The following is a 16,389-nucleotide window of genomic DNA, read 5'->3' as shown; positions in this document are numbered from 1 at the left end:
ATTTGCCAACGTCAAATACACCTTATTTATTTGAATTGAGAACTAAATCTATGAAAAATTTATTAATTATTTGCTTAACGCTTTTTGCAAGCCTGAGTTTTGCAAACGTGTCATCGCCTAATCTGGTAAATGAATTGACACAACCACCTGCCAAAAACACCAAGTTTGTCTGTCCAATGCACAGCCATATTGTTAAAGACCACCCAGGAAAATGCCCTATTTGTGGTATGGACTTAGTGGAGCTTTCAGCACCTGAAAGTAGTGAAGAAGTGGCGATTTCAGTATCAGGGCATACTCAGCAGAGCATGGCGTTAACCAAAGCACCCGTTGAGCGTTCTACTTTATGGCGTTTTATTGAAACCTTCGGCAAGGTTGAGTATGACGAAAATGGCCTAACCCATATTCACCCAAGAGCAACGGGCTGGGTTGAAAACCTACAAGTTAAAACTTTGGGCGCGCGCGTAAAAAAAGGTGAGTTACTTTATGAAATTTATGCACCTGAGTTAATTGTTGCCCAAGACGATTATTTATCCCTGCTTAAAACAAACCCAACGAATAAAGCCCTAAAAGAACGTGGTCGCACACGTTTACGTTTATTAGGTATGTCTGAAAAACTAATCGAACAAGTTGAGAAAACTAAAGAGTCACTGTTTCGCGTGCCTTACTACGCACCACATAATGCGATAGTTTCTGATCTTGGCATACGTGAGGGAATGTATGTGCAGCCAGCCGTAAAGCTAATGACTTTGGCGGATCTTTCACAGGTGTGGGTGTTAGCCGATGTGTTTGAGCATCAAATTGATTGGGTGGAAAATGGTAAGTGGGTTGAGTTTGACCTACCAGCGATTGGTGTGTACGCCATTGAAGGTAAGATTGAATATATCTATCCAGCGCTTGATCCTAAAACCCGTACATTAAAGGTTAGGTTGTCTTTAAATAATGAAAGCGGTTCATTTAAGCCAGATATGCTAGCGAATGTACGTATTTATGGTGGCCCCAAAGAAGATGTACTTAATATTCCCGTTGAAGCGCTAATTCGCACTGGCAAGCAGAATCGAGTAGTTGTAGAGCAACACGATGGCACCTTTGTCTCTCGCGAAGTGATGGTGGGCATGATCACCCAAGGCCGCGCTGAAATTATGCAAGGGCTAGCGCAAGGTGAGCAAGTGGTAACTTCTGGCCAATTCTTAATAGATAGCGAATCGAACATTCGCTCAGCTATTTTGAAAATGAGCCAGGATGGCAAACCAGCTAAAGCAATGCAGTCGCATCAACACTAGGAGGCGGTTATGTTGCAGTGGATTATTCAAACTAGTTTAAAGTACAAAGTATTGGTGCTGTTATTAGCTGCCATGCTAGCGATTCTTGGTGTTTATTCAGTAAAACAAACACCGCTTGATGCCATTCCTGATTTATCGGATGTGCAGGTTATTGTTAAAACGAGCTTTCCGGGACAAGCACCTGAAGTAGTTGAAGAGCAAGTAACGTATCCGTTATCAACCAGTTTAATGGCGGTACCAAAAGCAAAAACAGTGCGAGGTTTTAGCTTTTTTGGTGACTCTTACGTGTACATTATTTTTGAAGACGATACCGACTTGTATTGGGCACGCTCGCGGGTGCTTGAATACCTAAACCAAGTTACCGCTAATTTACCAAGTGATGCCAAACCAACTTTAGGACCCGATGCGTCAGGGGTTGGTTGGGTTTATCAATATGCCTTAATTGACAAAACAGGTCGGCAAAATTTAGCCCAGCTGCGTACTTTGCAAGACTGGTTTTTAAAGTATGAATTGCAGTCAGTGACAGGAGTGAGTGAAATAGCTACCGTTGGCGGCATGGTGCAAAGCTATCAAGTGGTTGTGGAACCGCTAAGGTTAATGCAGTACGGCATAACGCTTACACAAGTTAAGTCAGCGATAGAAAACGCTAACAGCGAGGTCGGTGGCTCGGTACTTGAAATGGCAGAAGCTGAATACATGGTGCGCAGTCGCGGCTTTTTAACCGATTTAGCTGCATTTAAAGCCATTCCACTTGGCATTATTAACGATGATGGAAGCCCATTATTACTTGAACATGTTGCAACTATTCGTTTAGGCCCACAGATGCGCCGAGGTATTGCTGAATTAAATGGTGAAGGAGAAGTGGTTGGTGGCATCGTGGTGATGCGAGATGGCGAAAATGCACTGACAACCATTGCCAATGTAAAAGCTAAAATTGCCCAAATTACCCCGAGCCTACCGCAAGGGGTTGAGATTGTAACGGTTTACGACCGCTCAAACTTAATTGAACGTTCGGTTGAAAATTTACAGTCAAAACTGATTGAAGAAATGATCGTGGTTGCCTTGGTGTGCTTAGTCTTTTTAATGCATGCACGGTCAACGCTAGTGGCTGTGATTTGTTTACCGTTAGCGGTATTAGCGGGCTTTATACTAATGCGCTTAATGGGCATTAATGCCAATATTATGAGTTTGGGTGGTATTGCGATTGCGATTGGCGCTTTAGTTGATGCAGCCATTGTTATGGTGGAAAACTGCCATAAACACCTTGAGCATTATCGCGCTGAAACGGGCGAAAACGCTAAGGGAAAAGCGCATTGGCTATTGGTAAGTAAAGCTGCTGTGGAAGTAGGGCCTGCGCTTTTCTTCTCGCTAATTTTAATTACGGTGAGCTTTATGCCGGTGTTTGCCTTTGAAGCTCAAGAAGGTAAATTATTTAGCCCGTTGGCTTACACCAAAACTTTTGTAATGGCGGCTGCAGCACTGTTAAGCGTGACCTTAGTGCCTGTGTTAATGGGGTATTTAGTACGTGGTAATATTCCAAATGAGCAAAATAACTATCTCACTCGCGCGTTGGTAGCAATTTATCGCCCGATTTTAGACCTGTGCTTAAAAGTACCTAAATTTACGCTGTTGGTTGCTATTGTGATTGCGGCATCGAGTTATTACCCGCTTTCTAAATTAGGCAGTGAGTTTATGCCTGAACTAGAAGAGGGAGACTTACTCTACATGCCAACCACGCTGCCGGGAGTTTCCATTGCGGAAGCGGGTGAAATACTACAACAAACCGACCGCTTAATTAAAACTCAGCCCGAGGTACTTAGCGTATTTGGTAAAGTAGGCCGCGCAGAAACCGCAACCGATCCTGCGCCGCTCACCATGCTTGAAACCACCATTCAGTTAAAAGCAAAGAGCGAGTGGCGCGAAGGAGTCACCCTTGAAACCATTATTGCTGAGTTGCAAGCGAGTGTGAATTTTCCGGGACTTGCCAATGCCTGGGTGCAACCGATTAAAACCCGTATTGATATGTTGTCGACCGGTGTTAAAACTCCAGTTGGCATTCAAATCTCGGGCGATGATTTAGCGCAAATTGAGCAAATAGGCCGTGATGTGGAGCGTATTTTAGCGAATGTACCTGGTACGCTATCGGCGTATGCCGAACGTGCGCAGTCAGGGCGATATATTGATATATCACCAAGGCGCAAAGACGCAGCCAAATATGGTTTAAATATTGCTGATATTCAAAATCTAGTTAGGCATGCGTTAGGTGGCGCCAATATTGGCCAGTCGGTGCAAGGCAAAGAGCGCTTTCCAATTAACTTGCGCTACCCACGCCGCTATCGTGACCAAATTGAAGAGCTAAAAACATTACCGTTTTTATCACCAACGGGTGCATGGGTCACGCTAGAACAGGTTGCTGATATTGAAATTAAAGATGGCCCAGCGATGATTAAAAGCGAAAATGGTCGTTTTATTGCGTGGACATTTGTCGATTTAGCGCCAGATACGGTTATTGGTGATTATATTGCGGCTGCCAAAGCGGCACTGGATAGTGAGTTAGTGCTGCCTGCTAAGCACAGCATCCGTTTTTCTGGCCAGTACGAGTATATGGAACGAGTTACCAGTAAATTGGAATTGCTGATCCCAATTACCTTGGCGATTATTTTCATCATTCTCTACCTCGCATTCAATTCATCACTGCAGGCAACGTTAGTGATGTTAACACTGCCCGTGGCACTGGCGGGGTCATTATGGTTTGTTTATTTGCTGGATTATCAGTTATCCGTTGCGGTTGCGGTAGGTATGATTGCCCTTGCGGGGGTTGCGGCTGAATTTGGTGTCGTGATGCTGATTTACCTCAATCAGGCGTTAAAGCAACATCAGGATATTTTAACTGCGGTTAAACAGGGGTCGGTACAGCGCGTTCGCCCTAAAGCGATGACGGTACTGACTATCGTAATTGGTTTAACACCGATTATGTTGGGTGGCGGCACGGGCAGTGAGGTGATGCAAAAAATTGCAGCGCCAATGCTTGGCGGTATGGTGATAAGCCCACTGGTTAGTATGCTGGTATTACCTTGTGCGTATTACTTGTTATATCGCAATGAACGCACCCAAGCATAAAGCAAAAAAGCGCCAAAAGGCGCTTTTTTTCAAAGATAATCAGGCCTAACTTTTTACCTTCTACGAATTGCTAACAGTGACATTAGTAGTAATAAGTAAATAGGTAAACTACCACTGGATGAGCTTGATTCTTCTGGTACCGGTGGGCCTACTGGAATAACTGGTGCAACAACGGTAATGATTAACTCATCACTGCTGCTCGCGCCATGTTCATCGGTTGCTGTAAATGAAATGACAGCAGTACCCGCTTCGCTGCTAGCTGAAACGCTGGGCGTTAAGCTATCTGCATTAGTGATATTAATTGCAACACCTGAGACAAATTGCCACTGATAATTCAGTTGCTCTGTGCGATCATCGCTCGCAGTTGCGGCATTTAACACTGTTGATGCATTTGTTGCCAACTCTATATCGTTACCGGCGTACACCTCAGGCGCGCTATTGCTATCGTCATCTGAAATGGTAATTTCAATCTGCTGATTGCTTAACAGGCTGTCATCATTATTAGTGAGCTTGATAATAAAGCGTTCAGCACCTTCAATTTCTTGATCGTCCGTAATGCTGAATGCAATGGTTTTATTGGCAGTGTCGCCTTCAGCCCAAGTTACAGTGCCATTCTCAAAAGAAATATCGTTACTGCTCGCTGTTAGGTATTCAACTTGGTAGTCAAAGGTAATTTGGCCGCGGCTGCCACCCATGCGGCTTAATTCAATATTTACATCACCTGTTTTTTCAGAGAAGGTGCGGCTTGTTTGAACAAAACCAACTTTGCCTTGGCTGGCAAGGCCATTAATGGTGACTTTCATAATTCGGTTATCACCGATTTCAAGGTTGCCTGATGCGTTGTGTAAGCGAATATAAAAATCTTTAAGCGATGTTTCACCGTTATCTGTAAGCGCCATGCCAATTACTTTAGGTGTTGTATCGTTGGCTGCCCAAGTTAATGTTTGAGAGCTATTTCGTAGGTTCATATCACTATCAAGTAATGCGCTACCATTGATGATTTCAAATTCAACACTAGCTTCATCGCTAACTGCGGATGGCTTAGTGACGACAAGGCGCAGTTCATCACTGCGCTCAGCAATTAATTCGGTGTTTTCAAACGCTACATTAACGTTATTATCACGAGTGTTATCTTTTAATACGTACAAGCCGCTATTAATGTCGCTGATTAAAATATTGCCAGACGGTAAATAAGGATAAGCGCCCCAAGCACCATTAAATGATGGATTATCTGATGTTGGGAATGTATCGAAGTAACCAACTTCTTGCGGATTGATTGGGTCACTAATATCTAAAATAGTTAAACCGCGCTCGTAATTAGACATGTAATAACGGTTGCCTTTAACAAAGCCGTTGTGGTCGATGGTGCGGTTATTACTGGTCCATTTACCAACAATCGTTGGCTGTGTTAAATCGGCTAAACCTAGAATGCGTACAGTGGTATTTAAACCGCCTTTATTCTCATCAAACTCATCATGCACATACACGTAGCGTTTGTTCTCGTGCCACCAACCTGAATGAACATACTGGCTGCTGCTATCAACATCATCATAGCCAACTTGGCCTAAACGTTCTGTATTGGCAGATTGGGTTGCATCCCAAATGCGAATTTCATTCTCGTTAAAATCTATAAATACATCACACACACCGCTAGTGGCATTAACGCAATCTCGCGTAGCACGGGTGTCGTTTATCGACATGCTGGTGGCGTCATGAGTGTAGTTAGCCCGTGATGTTGAGCCAATATCAAAGCTTTTGCTGGGATTACTGGGCGTTGTTAAGTCATAGGTAGTAAACGAGCCGCCATATTTGTTTGAACCAACGATTTGCATTTTTGCAGATTGGCCGTTGAGCGGTAGATTTAAACTGTAATCAACATTACTGACATACACATTATGCGCGCTACTCACTGTGAAGTTAGTACCAGAGAGCGATACCGATGTGGGTAAATTATTTAGGTTAATTATCTGCACGCCAGTGTTTGCTTCAGCTGTTACATAGGCGTACGCTTGGTAGGCGTTTAACGATTCATCGTAGTATTGCAGCACTTTAATGTCACGCCATGTGGTATTAGCACCTGCGACACGTCCAACTAATGTTGGATTAGTCGGATCTGCCAAATTGTATACGCGGATACCATCAGAAAATCCCATAATGGCGTATTCAATACCACTATTTAAATCAACATGCCCCCAAATATCATTGCCTGAGGTATTTGCTGGCAATGGTACGTGGGCAACTAAATCTACATTGTTACAGGAATACGAACCAGCACGGCCATTTTCACATGTTGTGCTACTTTGCTGCTCAAAAAGCGCTTGATGACGCGCTAGTTTTTGTTTTAGCTGTTTTGAAATTGTTAAGCTTTTAGTATCTGCAATGACATTAAAGCCAGCCTTTTGCAGCATGTCATGCAAGGCTATTGGTGCACCAACAATTTGTGTTTTGTTGCGATTAGGGTTTTGTACTTGAAAGTGGTCAAAGCGGTTAAAGCCGCCTAACACGGGTACTAACTCGCTTTGTAAATAAAATAGCTCAGATTCATTTTTTAACTCGTATTGACCGCTGGCAACCAATACTTTGTCACCTTTACTTGCTTGCGATACTGCGTAGGCGATGGATTTACATGGCCTGACGGGGTTGTTGCAGTCGCCTTTATCAATTCCGTTTTCGGTTACATAACGCGCCTTATCATGTTCTGTATGTGCGATCGCGTTTAGGCTGGTAATGCCACTTGCCAAAGCGAGTGTTAGCAGTGTAAGTTTCTGAGTCATCATAACTTTGTTAGAATCCTGTTCCTGTATTAATTACAGTGTAACTAATCAATGAAGAGAGTAAACCACCTTGCTTAGGTCATTTTGTATACTTTTGTTAATGAGCTTTTTGTTTGCATGCAAAGAGCCATCGACCACTAAAATTGAATTTGTTGTAAAACAACATGGCGTTCAACGCACATGTGATGAGCGGCAAACGCTTATGTGGTTTGTCTCAGAATTTGCATCAAAGACGGCAATCTCAATTAAGCCCAGTCATTTTTCATCAAACAGCGTTGCCTTAATTGGTGCAAATTGTGAGAAAAGCAGTTGGCAAGTTGAGCTTATGGCAGGTGATTTAGAAGGAAAAAAGCTATCATTTGAGATGGCGGTTCCGTTTAATGAAAATCACCTTAATCCACTTACTGCGGCATCACCACTTAACATTAGTGAAATGTTTTGGAGTTGGCAGTTAGGCCATAAGTTTTTCCGCTTTGATGGCGACAATGGCTTTGCTTTCCATTTAGGCAGTACCGGCTGTAAAAGCGCATCGCGTTTACGCGCACCATCAACACCTTGTGCTTTTCCAAACCGTTATCAGTTTGAATTAGCTCAATTCGATGTGAATAAACCGATTGTTTTAGACTTAGACCGTTTGTTTTCTGAGGTAGATCGTTCTCGATCTTGTATGAGTGAACAAGCGAACGAGATTTGTCAGCAGTTGTTTAGCAATTTAACAACTAAGATATTTTATCAGGAATAATATGCGTCGTTCTTTACTGTTGTTGGCACTATTACTTGTGGGTTGTAGCGAGCCAAGTAAGCCATATAAATGGCAATTACCTGAGGGTTTCCCCGAACCGCAAGTGCCTTCAACTAATCCCATGAGTGATGCCAAAGTAGAACTTGGTCGTCACTTATTTTATGACAAAAACTTATCAGCCAATGGTTTGCAAAGTTGCGCGTCATGCCATCAGCAAGATCGAGCATTTTCCGAAATGATCCCAACCTCGATTGGTTCGACAGGTGAGCTACATCATCGCAATGCGCAGGCCTTAGTGAATGTTGCTTACAATAAAACATTGACTTGGGCTCACTCTGAAATGACAGAATTAGAACAGCAAATTTTACTCCCGTTATTTGGTGAAACACCGCTTGAAATGGGGGTGACAGGGCACGAAGAAGAGGTGTTAGCACGCTTTAATACGCCAGAGTACAACGCATTATTTGAGCGCGCTTTTGGCACACAAGATGCGAGTTTCGATCACATTGTTAAATCGCTTGCCAGTTTTACGCGTAGTTTGATTTCATTTCAAAGCCGTTTTGATCAATATGCCTACGCGATGAAGGATGATGCCCTAACAGCAAGCGAAATACGCGGTATGGATTTGTTTTTTTCAGAGCGTTTAGAGTGCCATCACTGCCACGGTGGTTTTAACTTTACGCAATCAACCACACACCAAAAACAGCAATTAGACCGTCATCCGTTTCATAATACAGGGCTTTATAATATTGATGGAAAAGGGGCTTTTCCGCTAAGTGATCAAGGATTATTTTCTATCACAGAAACGCCACAAGATATGGGTAAGTTTAGGGCGCCAACATTACGTAATATCGCCTTAACTGCGCCTTATATGCACGATGGTAGTTTACAAACGTTAGAGCAAGTAATTGATTTCTATGCCGATGCTGGCCGCAATATAACAACTGGCAAGCATCGTGGTGATGGCCGTGAAAATCCATATAAAAGTGCATTTATTAAAGGTTTTCAGTTAACTGAACAAGAAAAGCAAGACTTAGTGGCATTTTTACACACTTTAACTGATGAAAAATTCATAAAAAACAAAGCATTTAGTAATCCATTTAAACAATAATCAAGTACTTCAGCTGGGCTTAATATTGATTTTAATATTTTCAAAGGTATATTGTATGCAAATATTGATTTCGATATAGAAAGCTAAATATGAACACAAATGCGTTTGCTAATTGGCAACCAAGCAAAGCAATGCAACAAATTACCACTCTTGAAATGCACACAGGTGGTGAACCGTTACGCATTATTACATCGGGGTTTCCTACTTTAAAAGGCGACACCATTTTAGCAAAACGTCAGGATTGTTTAGCTAATCATGATGATTTACGAAAAGGCTTGATGTTTGAACCTCGCGGTCACGCAGATATGTATGGCGCATTGATCGTTGAACCTGAGCGTGATACCAGTGACTTGGGAGTGTTGTTTTTACATAACGAAGGTTACAGCACTATGTGCGGTCATGCGATTATCGCGCTATCTAAAGCGGCAATCGAGTCGGGTGTTGCCAGTAAACAAGAGGGCGTTAATCAGATTAATTTTGATGTGCCTTGTGGTCAAATTCGCTCATCGGTAACGGTTAATAATGGTGAAGTAAGCGATATTCGCTTTTTAAACGTGCCTTCATTCTTAGCGATAAAAGCACAGCAAATAGAAGTCGAAGGCATAGGAACTGTGACTTTTGACTTAGCCTACGGCGGTGCGTTTTATGCCTATGTGGATGCGGATGCAATCGGTTTGTCACTAAAACAAGATAACAGTAATCAAATTATTGATTGGGGTAAGCGTATTAAACAGGCGGTGAGTGCCAACACCGAAATTAACCATCCTTTTGAAGCTGATTTAAGCTTTTTGTACGGCACTATTTTTGTTTCGCTTACCCAAATGGAAAACCCTGATTCGCATAGTCGCAATGTGTGTATTTTTGCTGAAGGTGAGTTAGATCGTAGCCCAACAGGTTCGGGTGTAGCGGGGCGAGCAGCAATTCACTTTGCTAAAAACGAAATTGAAGCACAGCAAGAGATTGTGATTGAAAGTATTTTAGGTTCACAGTTCATCGTTAAAGTGGTTGATACACTAGAATATGGTGATTACATGGCGGTGATCCCAGAGGTGAGTGGGAACGCCAATGTGGTGGGTAAAAACACTTTTTATTTTGATCAGAACGATGCATTAAACACAGGATTTATTTTCCGATGAGTAGCCCATTTTTATCGCGCCAAGCGACGTTTCGCAGTTTATTAACCAGTTCACAACTCGATAGCGCATTGATTTTTGGCTACGAGAATATTCGCTATTTATCTGGTTTTAGCGGTCATGCCGCGTATTTAGTGATTAATCAAAATAGTGGTTATTTAGTCACTGATTACCGTTACGCAGAGCAAGCCACAAATGAAAGCCAAGGCTTTGAAGTAATTTGTCGCGACCGTGATAACGAAACGTTAGGCCATTGCTTTAATCGCCTTATCGACCAAGGTGCTAAGCTCGGTTTTGAAGCTGATCACATTAATGTTGGGGCTTGGCAAGCAATAAATGCAGAGTTGTCAGCAGCACAATTAACACCAATTCAAGGCGTTGTTGAACGTATGCGCTCAGTAAAAGATGATTGGGAAGTGAAGCAAATTGAGCTCGCAGCAGCGATTGCCGACCAAGCACTTAACGAAACATTGCCTTACTTTAAAACCGGAGCCAGTGAGCGCGATATTGCACTTGAGCTTGAATATCGCATGCAAAAGCTCGGTTCAAATGGCATGAGCTTTGACACGATTTTGTTATTTGGCGAGCGCACCTCTTTACCACATGGTATGCCGGGTGATCGCAAACTCGCTGTAGGTGATTTTATTACCTTAGATTTTGGCGCCGTAATTAATGGTTATCGCTCTGATATGACGCGTAGTTATATTTATGGCGAAGCCAGTGAAAAACAACAATTGGTTTATCAAACTGTCGCAGATGCACAGGCTGCAGCTATGGCTGAAGTGGTTGCAGGTGCTGCTGCAACCAATGCTTTGAAAGCAAGTCATCGCGTTATTGAAAATGCGGGCTTTGCTGAGTATGCAGGTGAAGGGTTAGGCCATGGCGTAGGATTATTTTTACATGAATTTCCAATTATAAAACCTAACTGTGATTACCATCTTGAAGCCGGTAATGTCATTACGATTGAACCGGGAATTTATATTCCAAACTTTGGTGGTGTGCGTTTAGAGGATGATATTTTGGTTATTGAAAATGGCTTTAAGTTACTGACTCATGCGCCTAAGCCAATGATTTTACCTGAAAGAGGTTAAGTGGATACGCCATGAAAATAATTGAAAAAGAACAGGTATTATCTAGCCTTTCGTTTGATGCCTTAATTAATGCACTTAACACGAGTTTTGCCGGCAACTTTTTAATGCCACAGCGACAAGTGTTTGAACTGCAACCAGGCGACCCTTCACATAATGCATTTGCTGTTTTACCAGCGTGGGATGAAGAAGTGATTGGGGTGAAATCCTTTACTTATTTTCCGCAAAATGGCGAGGCGGGCTTTGAATCCTTATATTCTAAAATTATGTTATTTGACCGAGCGCATGGTGTGCCGCTTGCGCTGGTGGATGGCACAAGTGTGACGCTTTGGCGCACCGCTGCAGTTTCCGCACTGGCGGCACGCTATCTAGCACGTGAAGATGCAGAGCATTTAGTGTTTTTTGGTAGCGGTAACCTTGCCAGTTATATGATTAAAGCGCATTTGTCAGTTCGCAATTACTGTAAAGTGACCATTATTGGCCGTAATCGCGACAAGGTAGACAGCTTGATAAGCCAGTTACAAAGCGAATTTAGTCAAGTTGCATTTGTTGTTGGGCAATCTGATAAAGAGACGATTGCAAGTGCCTGCACAATTAGTTGTGCAACAGGCTCACCTGAGCCGTTATTTGATGGTAGTTGGCTGAGTGCTGGTACGCATATAGACCTAATCGGTAACCATCACAAACATTGCCGAGAGTGTGATACACAAACAGTAACAAAAAGTCAGGTTTACGTGGATGGTCTAACAAACGTGTTAAATGAAGCGGGGGAGTTGTTAATTCCGATGTCTGAAGGAGCGTTTAGCCAACAGCAGATAAAAGGTGAATTAGCCGACTTATGTGCTAAACGAGTTTCAGGCAGACAGCAAGAAAACAACATCACATTATTTAAATCGGTAGGTACGGCACTTAGCGATCTTGTGGCTGCTAACCTCGTTTATAAGTTATCTAACTAAGCTGAGAATGGACATGAAGTTAGAGTTGTTTTTAGTTGGTGGGTTGATATTACTGTGGGGCTTAGAGCCATGGGGTTATTATTTTTTATGCCGTCAACGGAAACGCTCTTGGCGTGCTTGCGCGATAGAGAAAGCCACATTAGTTGGCTTACAAGATTTAGTGCCATTTTATAGCTTTAAAGATAAACAAATGATGCTGCAATACTGTTTTGAACAAGAAAAATACAGTGTTATTTTGGCGTATGACAAAAGTTGTCTAAATGCGCTTAATGAGAATCAAACAGTGTATTTGTTTGTTGACCCAACTAACCCAGAAAAAGCATTTTTATACCGTATGCCTAATCGCATCATTGCTTATTTATTTCCTTTAATCGGCACACTTTTATTTACGCTAGCACTCACCTAGACTAACGGTATTGTCTTCTTTTTATTGAATAAGCGATGTGGCGACGTTGGATTGGGATTAGCTTTTTATTACTGATTGTTGTATTTGTGGCTACCCGCGTAAGTGCTGTTGAACTTGAAATGGTTGTTACAGAGCATTTTCCACCTTATCAAGTTAAATCAGGGGAAAAACTCGATGGCGTAGCGGTAGATATTGTTAGGGCGTTACTGCGCCGAGAGCAAATCTCCACTGAGCATTTAGTATTGCCTTGGTCCCGTGCTTATCATATTGCTACCACAGAAAAAAACGTATTAATTTACTCAATGCGCCGAACGCAAAAACGTGAAAGTAGTTTTGAGTGGATTGGACCGGTTTTTCCAAATAGCTCAATGCTACAAAGCAAAAGCTCATTGTTTTTATGGCAATTAAAAGCACGTGAACAAGCAAACGTTACGACTCAGTCAATGCAAAATCTAACCTTAGTCGTCGCAAGAGATGATTACATTATGGATGAAATTGTTGCACGCTATCAGTGGCCTGAAAAAAACATAATGAAGGTAAGGCATTGGCCTGAAGCAATTAACGCACTAAAAGAGCAGCGCGTAGATGCGATTGTATTGCAGAAAAACAATTTAATCGCACTTAGCAAGCAAATGGCGTTTGATTTAAACGATTTTGTGCCTGCTGTTGATTTGGGGCGTACTCCTCAGTTGTATGTTGCTCTTAGTAAGGGGTCTGATAAACAGCTAGTTGAGCGTTTACAGCAAAGCTTAGCGAGCTTACATGCTTCTGAAGAATATAATGTAATTGAACAACAATGGCGTTCATCATTCATAAAAGTTAATTTTTAACTCCTTTCTATTCATGCTACTTATGATAAGCATAAACATGCTGGCCTTGGATCGTAATATAAAACCCTTATACTAAAGGTGAATAACTAACCAATACCTGACGCTTTTAATTAAAGTGCTACAGTTTATTAAAGTGCTTGAAGTCGTTCAAATACTCAAGCCATGTTAGGTATTTCACGTCACCAAGGAGGTATTATTGTGCTTCAAGAATATCGTTTACATGTCGAGCAGCGTGCAGCTCAAGGTATAGTGCCAAAACCGTTAGATGCACAGCAAACCGCTGAACTTATCGAATTAATTAAAAACCCGCCGGCAGGTGAAGATGAATTTGTTTTAGATCTACTCGTTAATCGCGTACCGCCAGGTGTTGATGATGCGGCATACGTAAAAGCAGGGTTCTTAGCTGCGGTCGCGAAAGGTGAAGCATCATCGCCACTGATAACAAAAGAATATGCCGCTGAACTACTGGGTACCATGTTAGGTGGCTACAACATCGCCCCGATGATTGAATTACTAGACGATGAATCGTTAGCGCCTATTGTGGCAAAAGGGTTATGCAAAACATTACTAATGTTTGATGCGTTTTACGATGTAGAGGAAAAGGCAAAAGCGGGTAACAAATATGCGCAACAAGTGATTGAGTCATGGGCAAATGCTGAGTGGTTCACCGACAGGCCCGCTGTTGCCGAGAAAATTTCTGTTACTGTGTTCAAAGTAACAGGCGAAACCAATACTGATGATTTATCTCCTGCGCCAGATGCTTGGTCACGTCCAGATATCCCACTACACGCGTTAGCAATGCTTAAAAACGAGCGTGAGGGTATCAAGCCAGAAAAGCCGGGTGAAATTGGCCCTATCTCTCAACTTGAAGAGTTAAAAGCAAAAGGTTTGCCACTTGCGTATGTAGGTGATGTGGTAGGTACGGGGTCTTCTCGTAAATCAGCGACTAACTCAGTGCTTTGGTTTATGGGCGATGACATTCCATTCGTGCCTAACAAACGGGTTGGAGGAGTATGTTTAGGGGGGAAAATTGCCCCTATTTTCTTTAATACCATGGAAGATTCAGGCGCGTTACCAATTGAGCTGCCCGTTGATGAATTAAATATGGGTGACCAAATTGATATTTACCCATATGAAGGCGTTGTTAAACGTTTTGGTACTGACGAAGTAATTTCTACGTTTGAACTTAAATCAGAAGTAATTCTTGATGAAGTACAAGCGGGCGGTCGTATTCCACTTATCATCGGTCGTGGTTTAACAGATAAAGCGCGTACGTCACTTGGTCTTGATCAAGAAACAATATTCCGTAAACCGGCAACTGCAGCCGATACTGGCAAAGGCTACACGCTAGCGCAAAAAATGGTGGGCAATGCGTGTGGCGTTAAAGGTGTGCGTCCTGGTCAATATTGTGAACCGAAAATGACAACTGTTGGTTCACAAGACACCACAGGCCCAATGACACGTGATGAACTAAAAGACTTAGCATGTTTAGGTTTTTCCGCAGATTTAACCATGCAGTCGTTTTGTCATACCTCTGCTTACCCAAAACCAATTGATGTAAATACGCATCATACATTACCCGACTTCATTATGAATCGAGGAGGGGTATCGCTTCGCCCCGGTGACGGTATTATTCATTCGTGGCTAAACAGAATGCTGTTGCCTGATACCGTGGGAACGGGTGGTGATTCACATACACGTTTTCCTCTGGGTATTTCTTTCCCTGCAGGCTCTGGTGCGGTTGCTTTTGCCGCTGCAACGGGAGTAATGCCGCTCGATATGCCGGAGTCAGTACTAGTAAGGTTCAAAGGTGAAATGCAAGCGGGCATTACGTTACGCGACCTTGTACATGCCATTCCTTACTATGCAATTCAGCAAGGCTTATTAACGGTAGAGAAAAAAGGCAAAGTTAATGAGTTTTCAGGGCGAATTTTGGAAATTGAAGGGCTGGAGTATTTAACCGTTGAGCAGGCATTTGAACTGTCTGATGCATCAGCAGAGCGATCTGCGGCGGGCTGTACCGTGAAGCTTTCACAGCAATCAATCGAAGAATATTTAAACTCGAATATTGTTATGCTTAAGTGGATGATCACAGAAGGCTATGGTGATGTACGCACTATTGAGCGCCGAATTACCAAAATGCAAGAATGGTTAGATAATCCAGAGCTTATGTCGGCGGATGTGGATGCAGAGTACGCCCATATCATTGAGATTGATTTAGCAGAAATCGAAGAGCCTATTTTATGTGCGCCAAACGATCCAGATGATGCTCGCTTGTTATCAGAGGTGCAAGGCGAAGAAATTAACGAAGTGTTTATTGGCTCTTGTATGACAAACATCGGCCATTTCCGTGCTGCAGGTAAGTTACTTGATAATTTTAAAGGCCAATTACCAACACGAATGTGGATTGCACCACCAACCAAAATGGACCGTGATCAGCTTACCGACGAAGGCTACTATGGCATTTATGGTCGTGTAGGTGCCCGTATTGAAACCCCAGGGTGCTCGTTATGTATGGGTAACCAAGCGCGAGTTGCCGATCAATCTACAGTGGTATCTACTTCTACACGTAACTTTCCTAACCGCCTAGGTACGGGAGCAAATGTGTTTTTAGCATCTGCCGAACTTGCTGCAGTAGCTGCAATTATAGGTAAATTACCTACGGCAGCTGAGTATCAAGAGTACGCGACAATGATAAATGCAACAGCTGCTGATACATACCGTTACTTAAATTTTCATAGAATGCCACACTATACTAAAAAAGCTGAGCAAGTGATTATTCAGCAAGCAGTGTAACGATTCAGCTGTGTAATTGAGTGTGATGGTTATAAAAGCCGATGTTATTTAGCATCGGCTTTTTGCATTTTAAGATAATTTAATTCTTTAAATCTGGGAATTTATTATTAGCTATGATGTAATATTTTCAATAATTGTTGTTAAATTAACCAT

Annotated in this window: 11 protein-coding genes; 10 read left to right on the top strand and 1 reads right to left on the bottom strand. The window is 42.5% G+C overall.

Features of this window, described 5'->3' with window-relative positions; all coding sequences use genetic code 11:
* Positions 1-50 precede the first annotated feature (50 nt).
* Together AN214_RS02005 and AN214_RS02000 are read left to right on the top strand one after the other, a co-directional pair.
* Positions 51-1,280: an efflux RND transporter periplasmic adaptor subunit gene (locus AN214_RS02005; RefSeq protein ID WP_054978194.1), complete on the top strand. Its 1,230-nt coding sequence runs from the start codon at positions 51-53 to the stop codon at positions 1,278-1,280.
* 9 nt (positions 1,281-1,289) lie between these two features.
* Entirely contained in the window at positions 1,290-4,400 is a 3,111-nt protein-coding gene (locus AN214_RS02000) for an efflux RND transporter permease subunit (protein ID WP_054978193.1), read from the top strand.
* A gap of 53 nt (positions 4,401-4,453) precedes the next feature.
* Here AN214_RS02000 and AN214_RS01995 read toward each other — a convergent pair whose 3' ends face one another.
* Positions 4,454-7,177 carry a choice-of-anchor B family protein gene (locus AN214_RS01995; RefSeq protein ID WP_054978192.1) on the bottom strand — a complete coding sequence of 908 codons (2,724 nt, stop codon included), beginning with the start codon at positions 7,175-7,177 and terminating at the stop codon, positions 4,454-4,456.
* A 97-nt stretch (positions 7,178-7,274) separates the two neighbouring features.
* Here AN214_RS01995 and AN214_RS01990 point away from each other — a divergent pair, with 97 nt between their 5' ends.
* The 8 genes from AN214_RS01990 to acnB all read left to right on the top strand — a co-directional run bounded on the left by AN214_RS01990 (position 7,275) and on the right by acnB (position 16,236).
* Positions 7,275-7,916: an MbnP family protein gene (locus AN214_RS01990; RefSeq protein ID WP_054978191.1), complete on the top strand. Its 642-nt coding sequence runs from the start codon at positions 7,275-7,277 to the stop codon at positions 7,914-7,916.
* A gap of 1 nt (position 7,917) precedes the next feature.
* Positions 7,918-9,027 carry a methanobactin export MATE transporter MbnM gene (locus AN214_RS01985; RefSeq protein WP_054978190.1) on the top strand — a complete coding sequence of 370 codons (1,110 nt, stop codon included), beginning with the start codon at positions 7,918-7,920 and terminating at the stop codon, positions 9,025-9,027.
* A gap of 89 nt (positions 9,028-9,116) precedes the next feature.
* Complete coding sequence (locus AN214_RS01980; protein ID WP_054978189.1) at positions 9,117-10,163, top strand: proline racemase family protein; 1,047 nt, start codon at positions 9,117-9,119, stop codon at positions 10,161-10,163.
* The gene (locus tag AN214_RS01975) at positions 10,160-11,251 is read left to right on the top strand and encodes a Xaa-Pro peptidase family protein (RefSeq protein ID WP_054978188.1); all 1,092 of its coding nucleotides are present in this window, start codon (positions 10,160-10,162) and stop codon (positions 11,249-11,251) included. Before AN214_RS01980 ends, AN214_RS01975 begins: the two co-directional genes overlap by 4 nt.
* Positions 11,252-11,262: 11 nt before the next feature.
* The gene (locus AN214_RS01970; protein WP_054978187.1) at positions 11,263-12,204 is read left to right on the top strand and encodes an ornithine cyclodeaminase family protein; all 942 of its coding nucleotides are present in this window, start codon (positions 11,263-11,265) and stop codon (positions 12,202-12,204) included.
* A 13-nt stretch (positions 12,205-12,217) separates the two neighbouring features.
* Positions 12,218-12,610 carry a DUF3592 domain-containing protein gene (locus AN214_RS01965; RefSeq protein ID WP_054978186.1) on the top strand — a complete coding sequence of 131 codons (393 nt, stop codon included), beginning with the start codon at positions 12,218-12,220 and terminating at the stop codon, positions 12,608-12,610.
* 35 nt (positions 12,611-12,645) lie between these two features.
* Complete coding sequence (locus AN214_RS01960) at positions 12,646-13,440, top strand: ABC transporter substrate-binding protein (RefSeq protein WP_054978185.1); 795 nt, start codon at positions 12,646-12,648, stop codon at positions 13,438-13,440.
* 198 nt (positions 13,441-13,638) lie between these two features.
* The gene (gene acnB / locus AN214_RS01955) at positions 13,639-16,236 is read left to right on the top strand and encodes a bifunctional aconitate hydratase 2/2-methylisocitrate dehydratase (protein ID WP_054978279.1); all 2,598 of its coding nucleotides are present in this window, start codon (positions 13,639-13,641) and stop codon (positions 16,234-16,236) included.
* Positions 16,237-16,389 lie beyond the last annotated feature (153 nt).

Origin of the sequence: Pseudoalteromonas sp. P1-9 (assembly GCF_001399975.1) — a bacterium.
Classification (GTDB): Bacteria; Pseudomonadota; Gammaproteobacteria; order Enterobacterales; family Alteromonadaceae; genus Pseudoalteromonas.
This window is presented reverse-complemented; position numbering and strand designations above follow the sequence as displayed.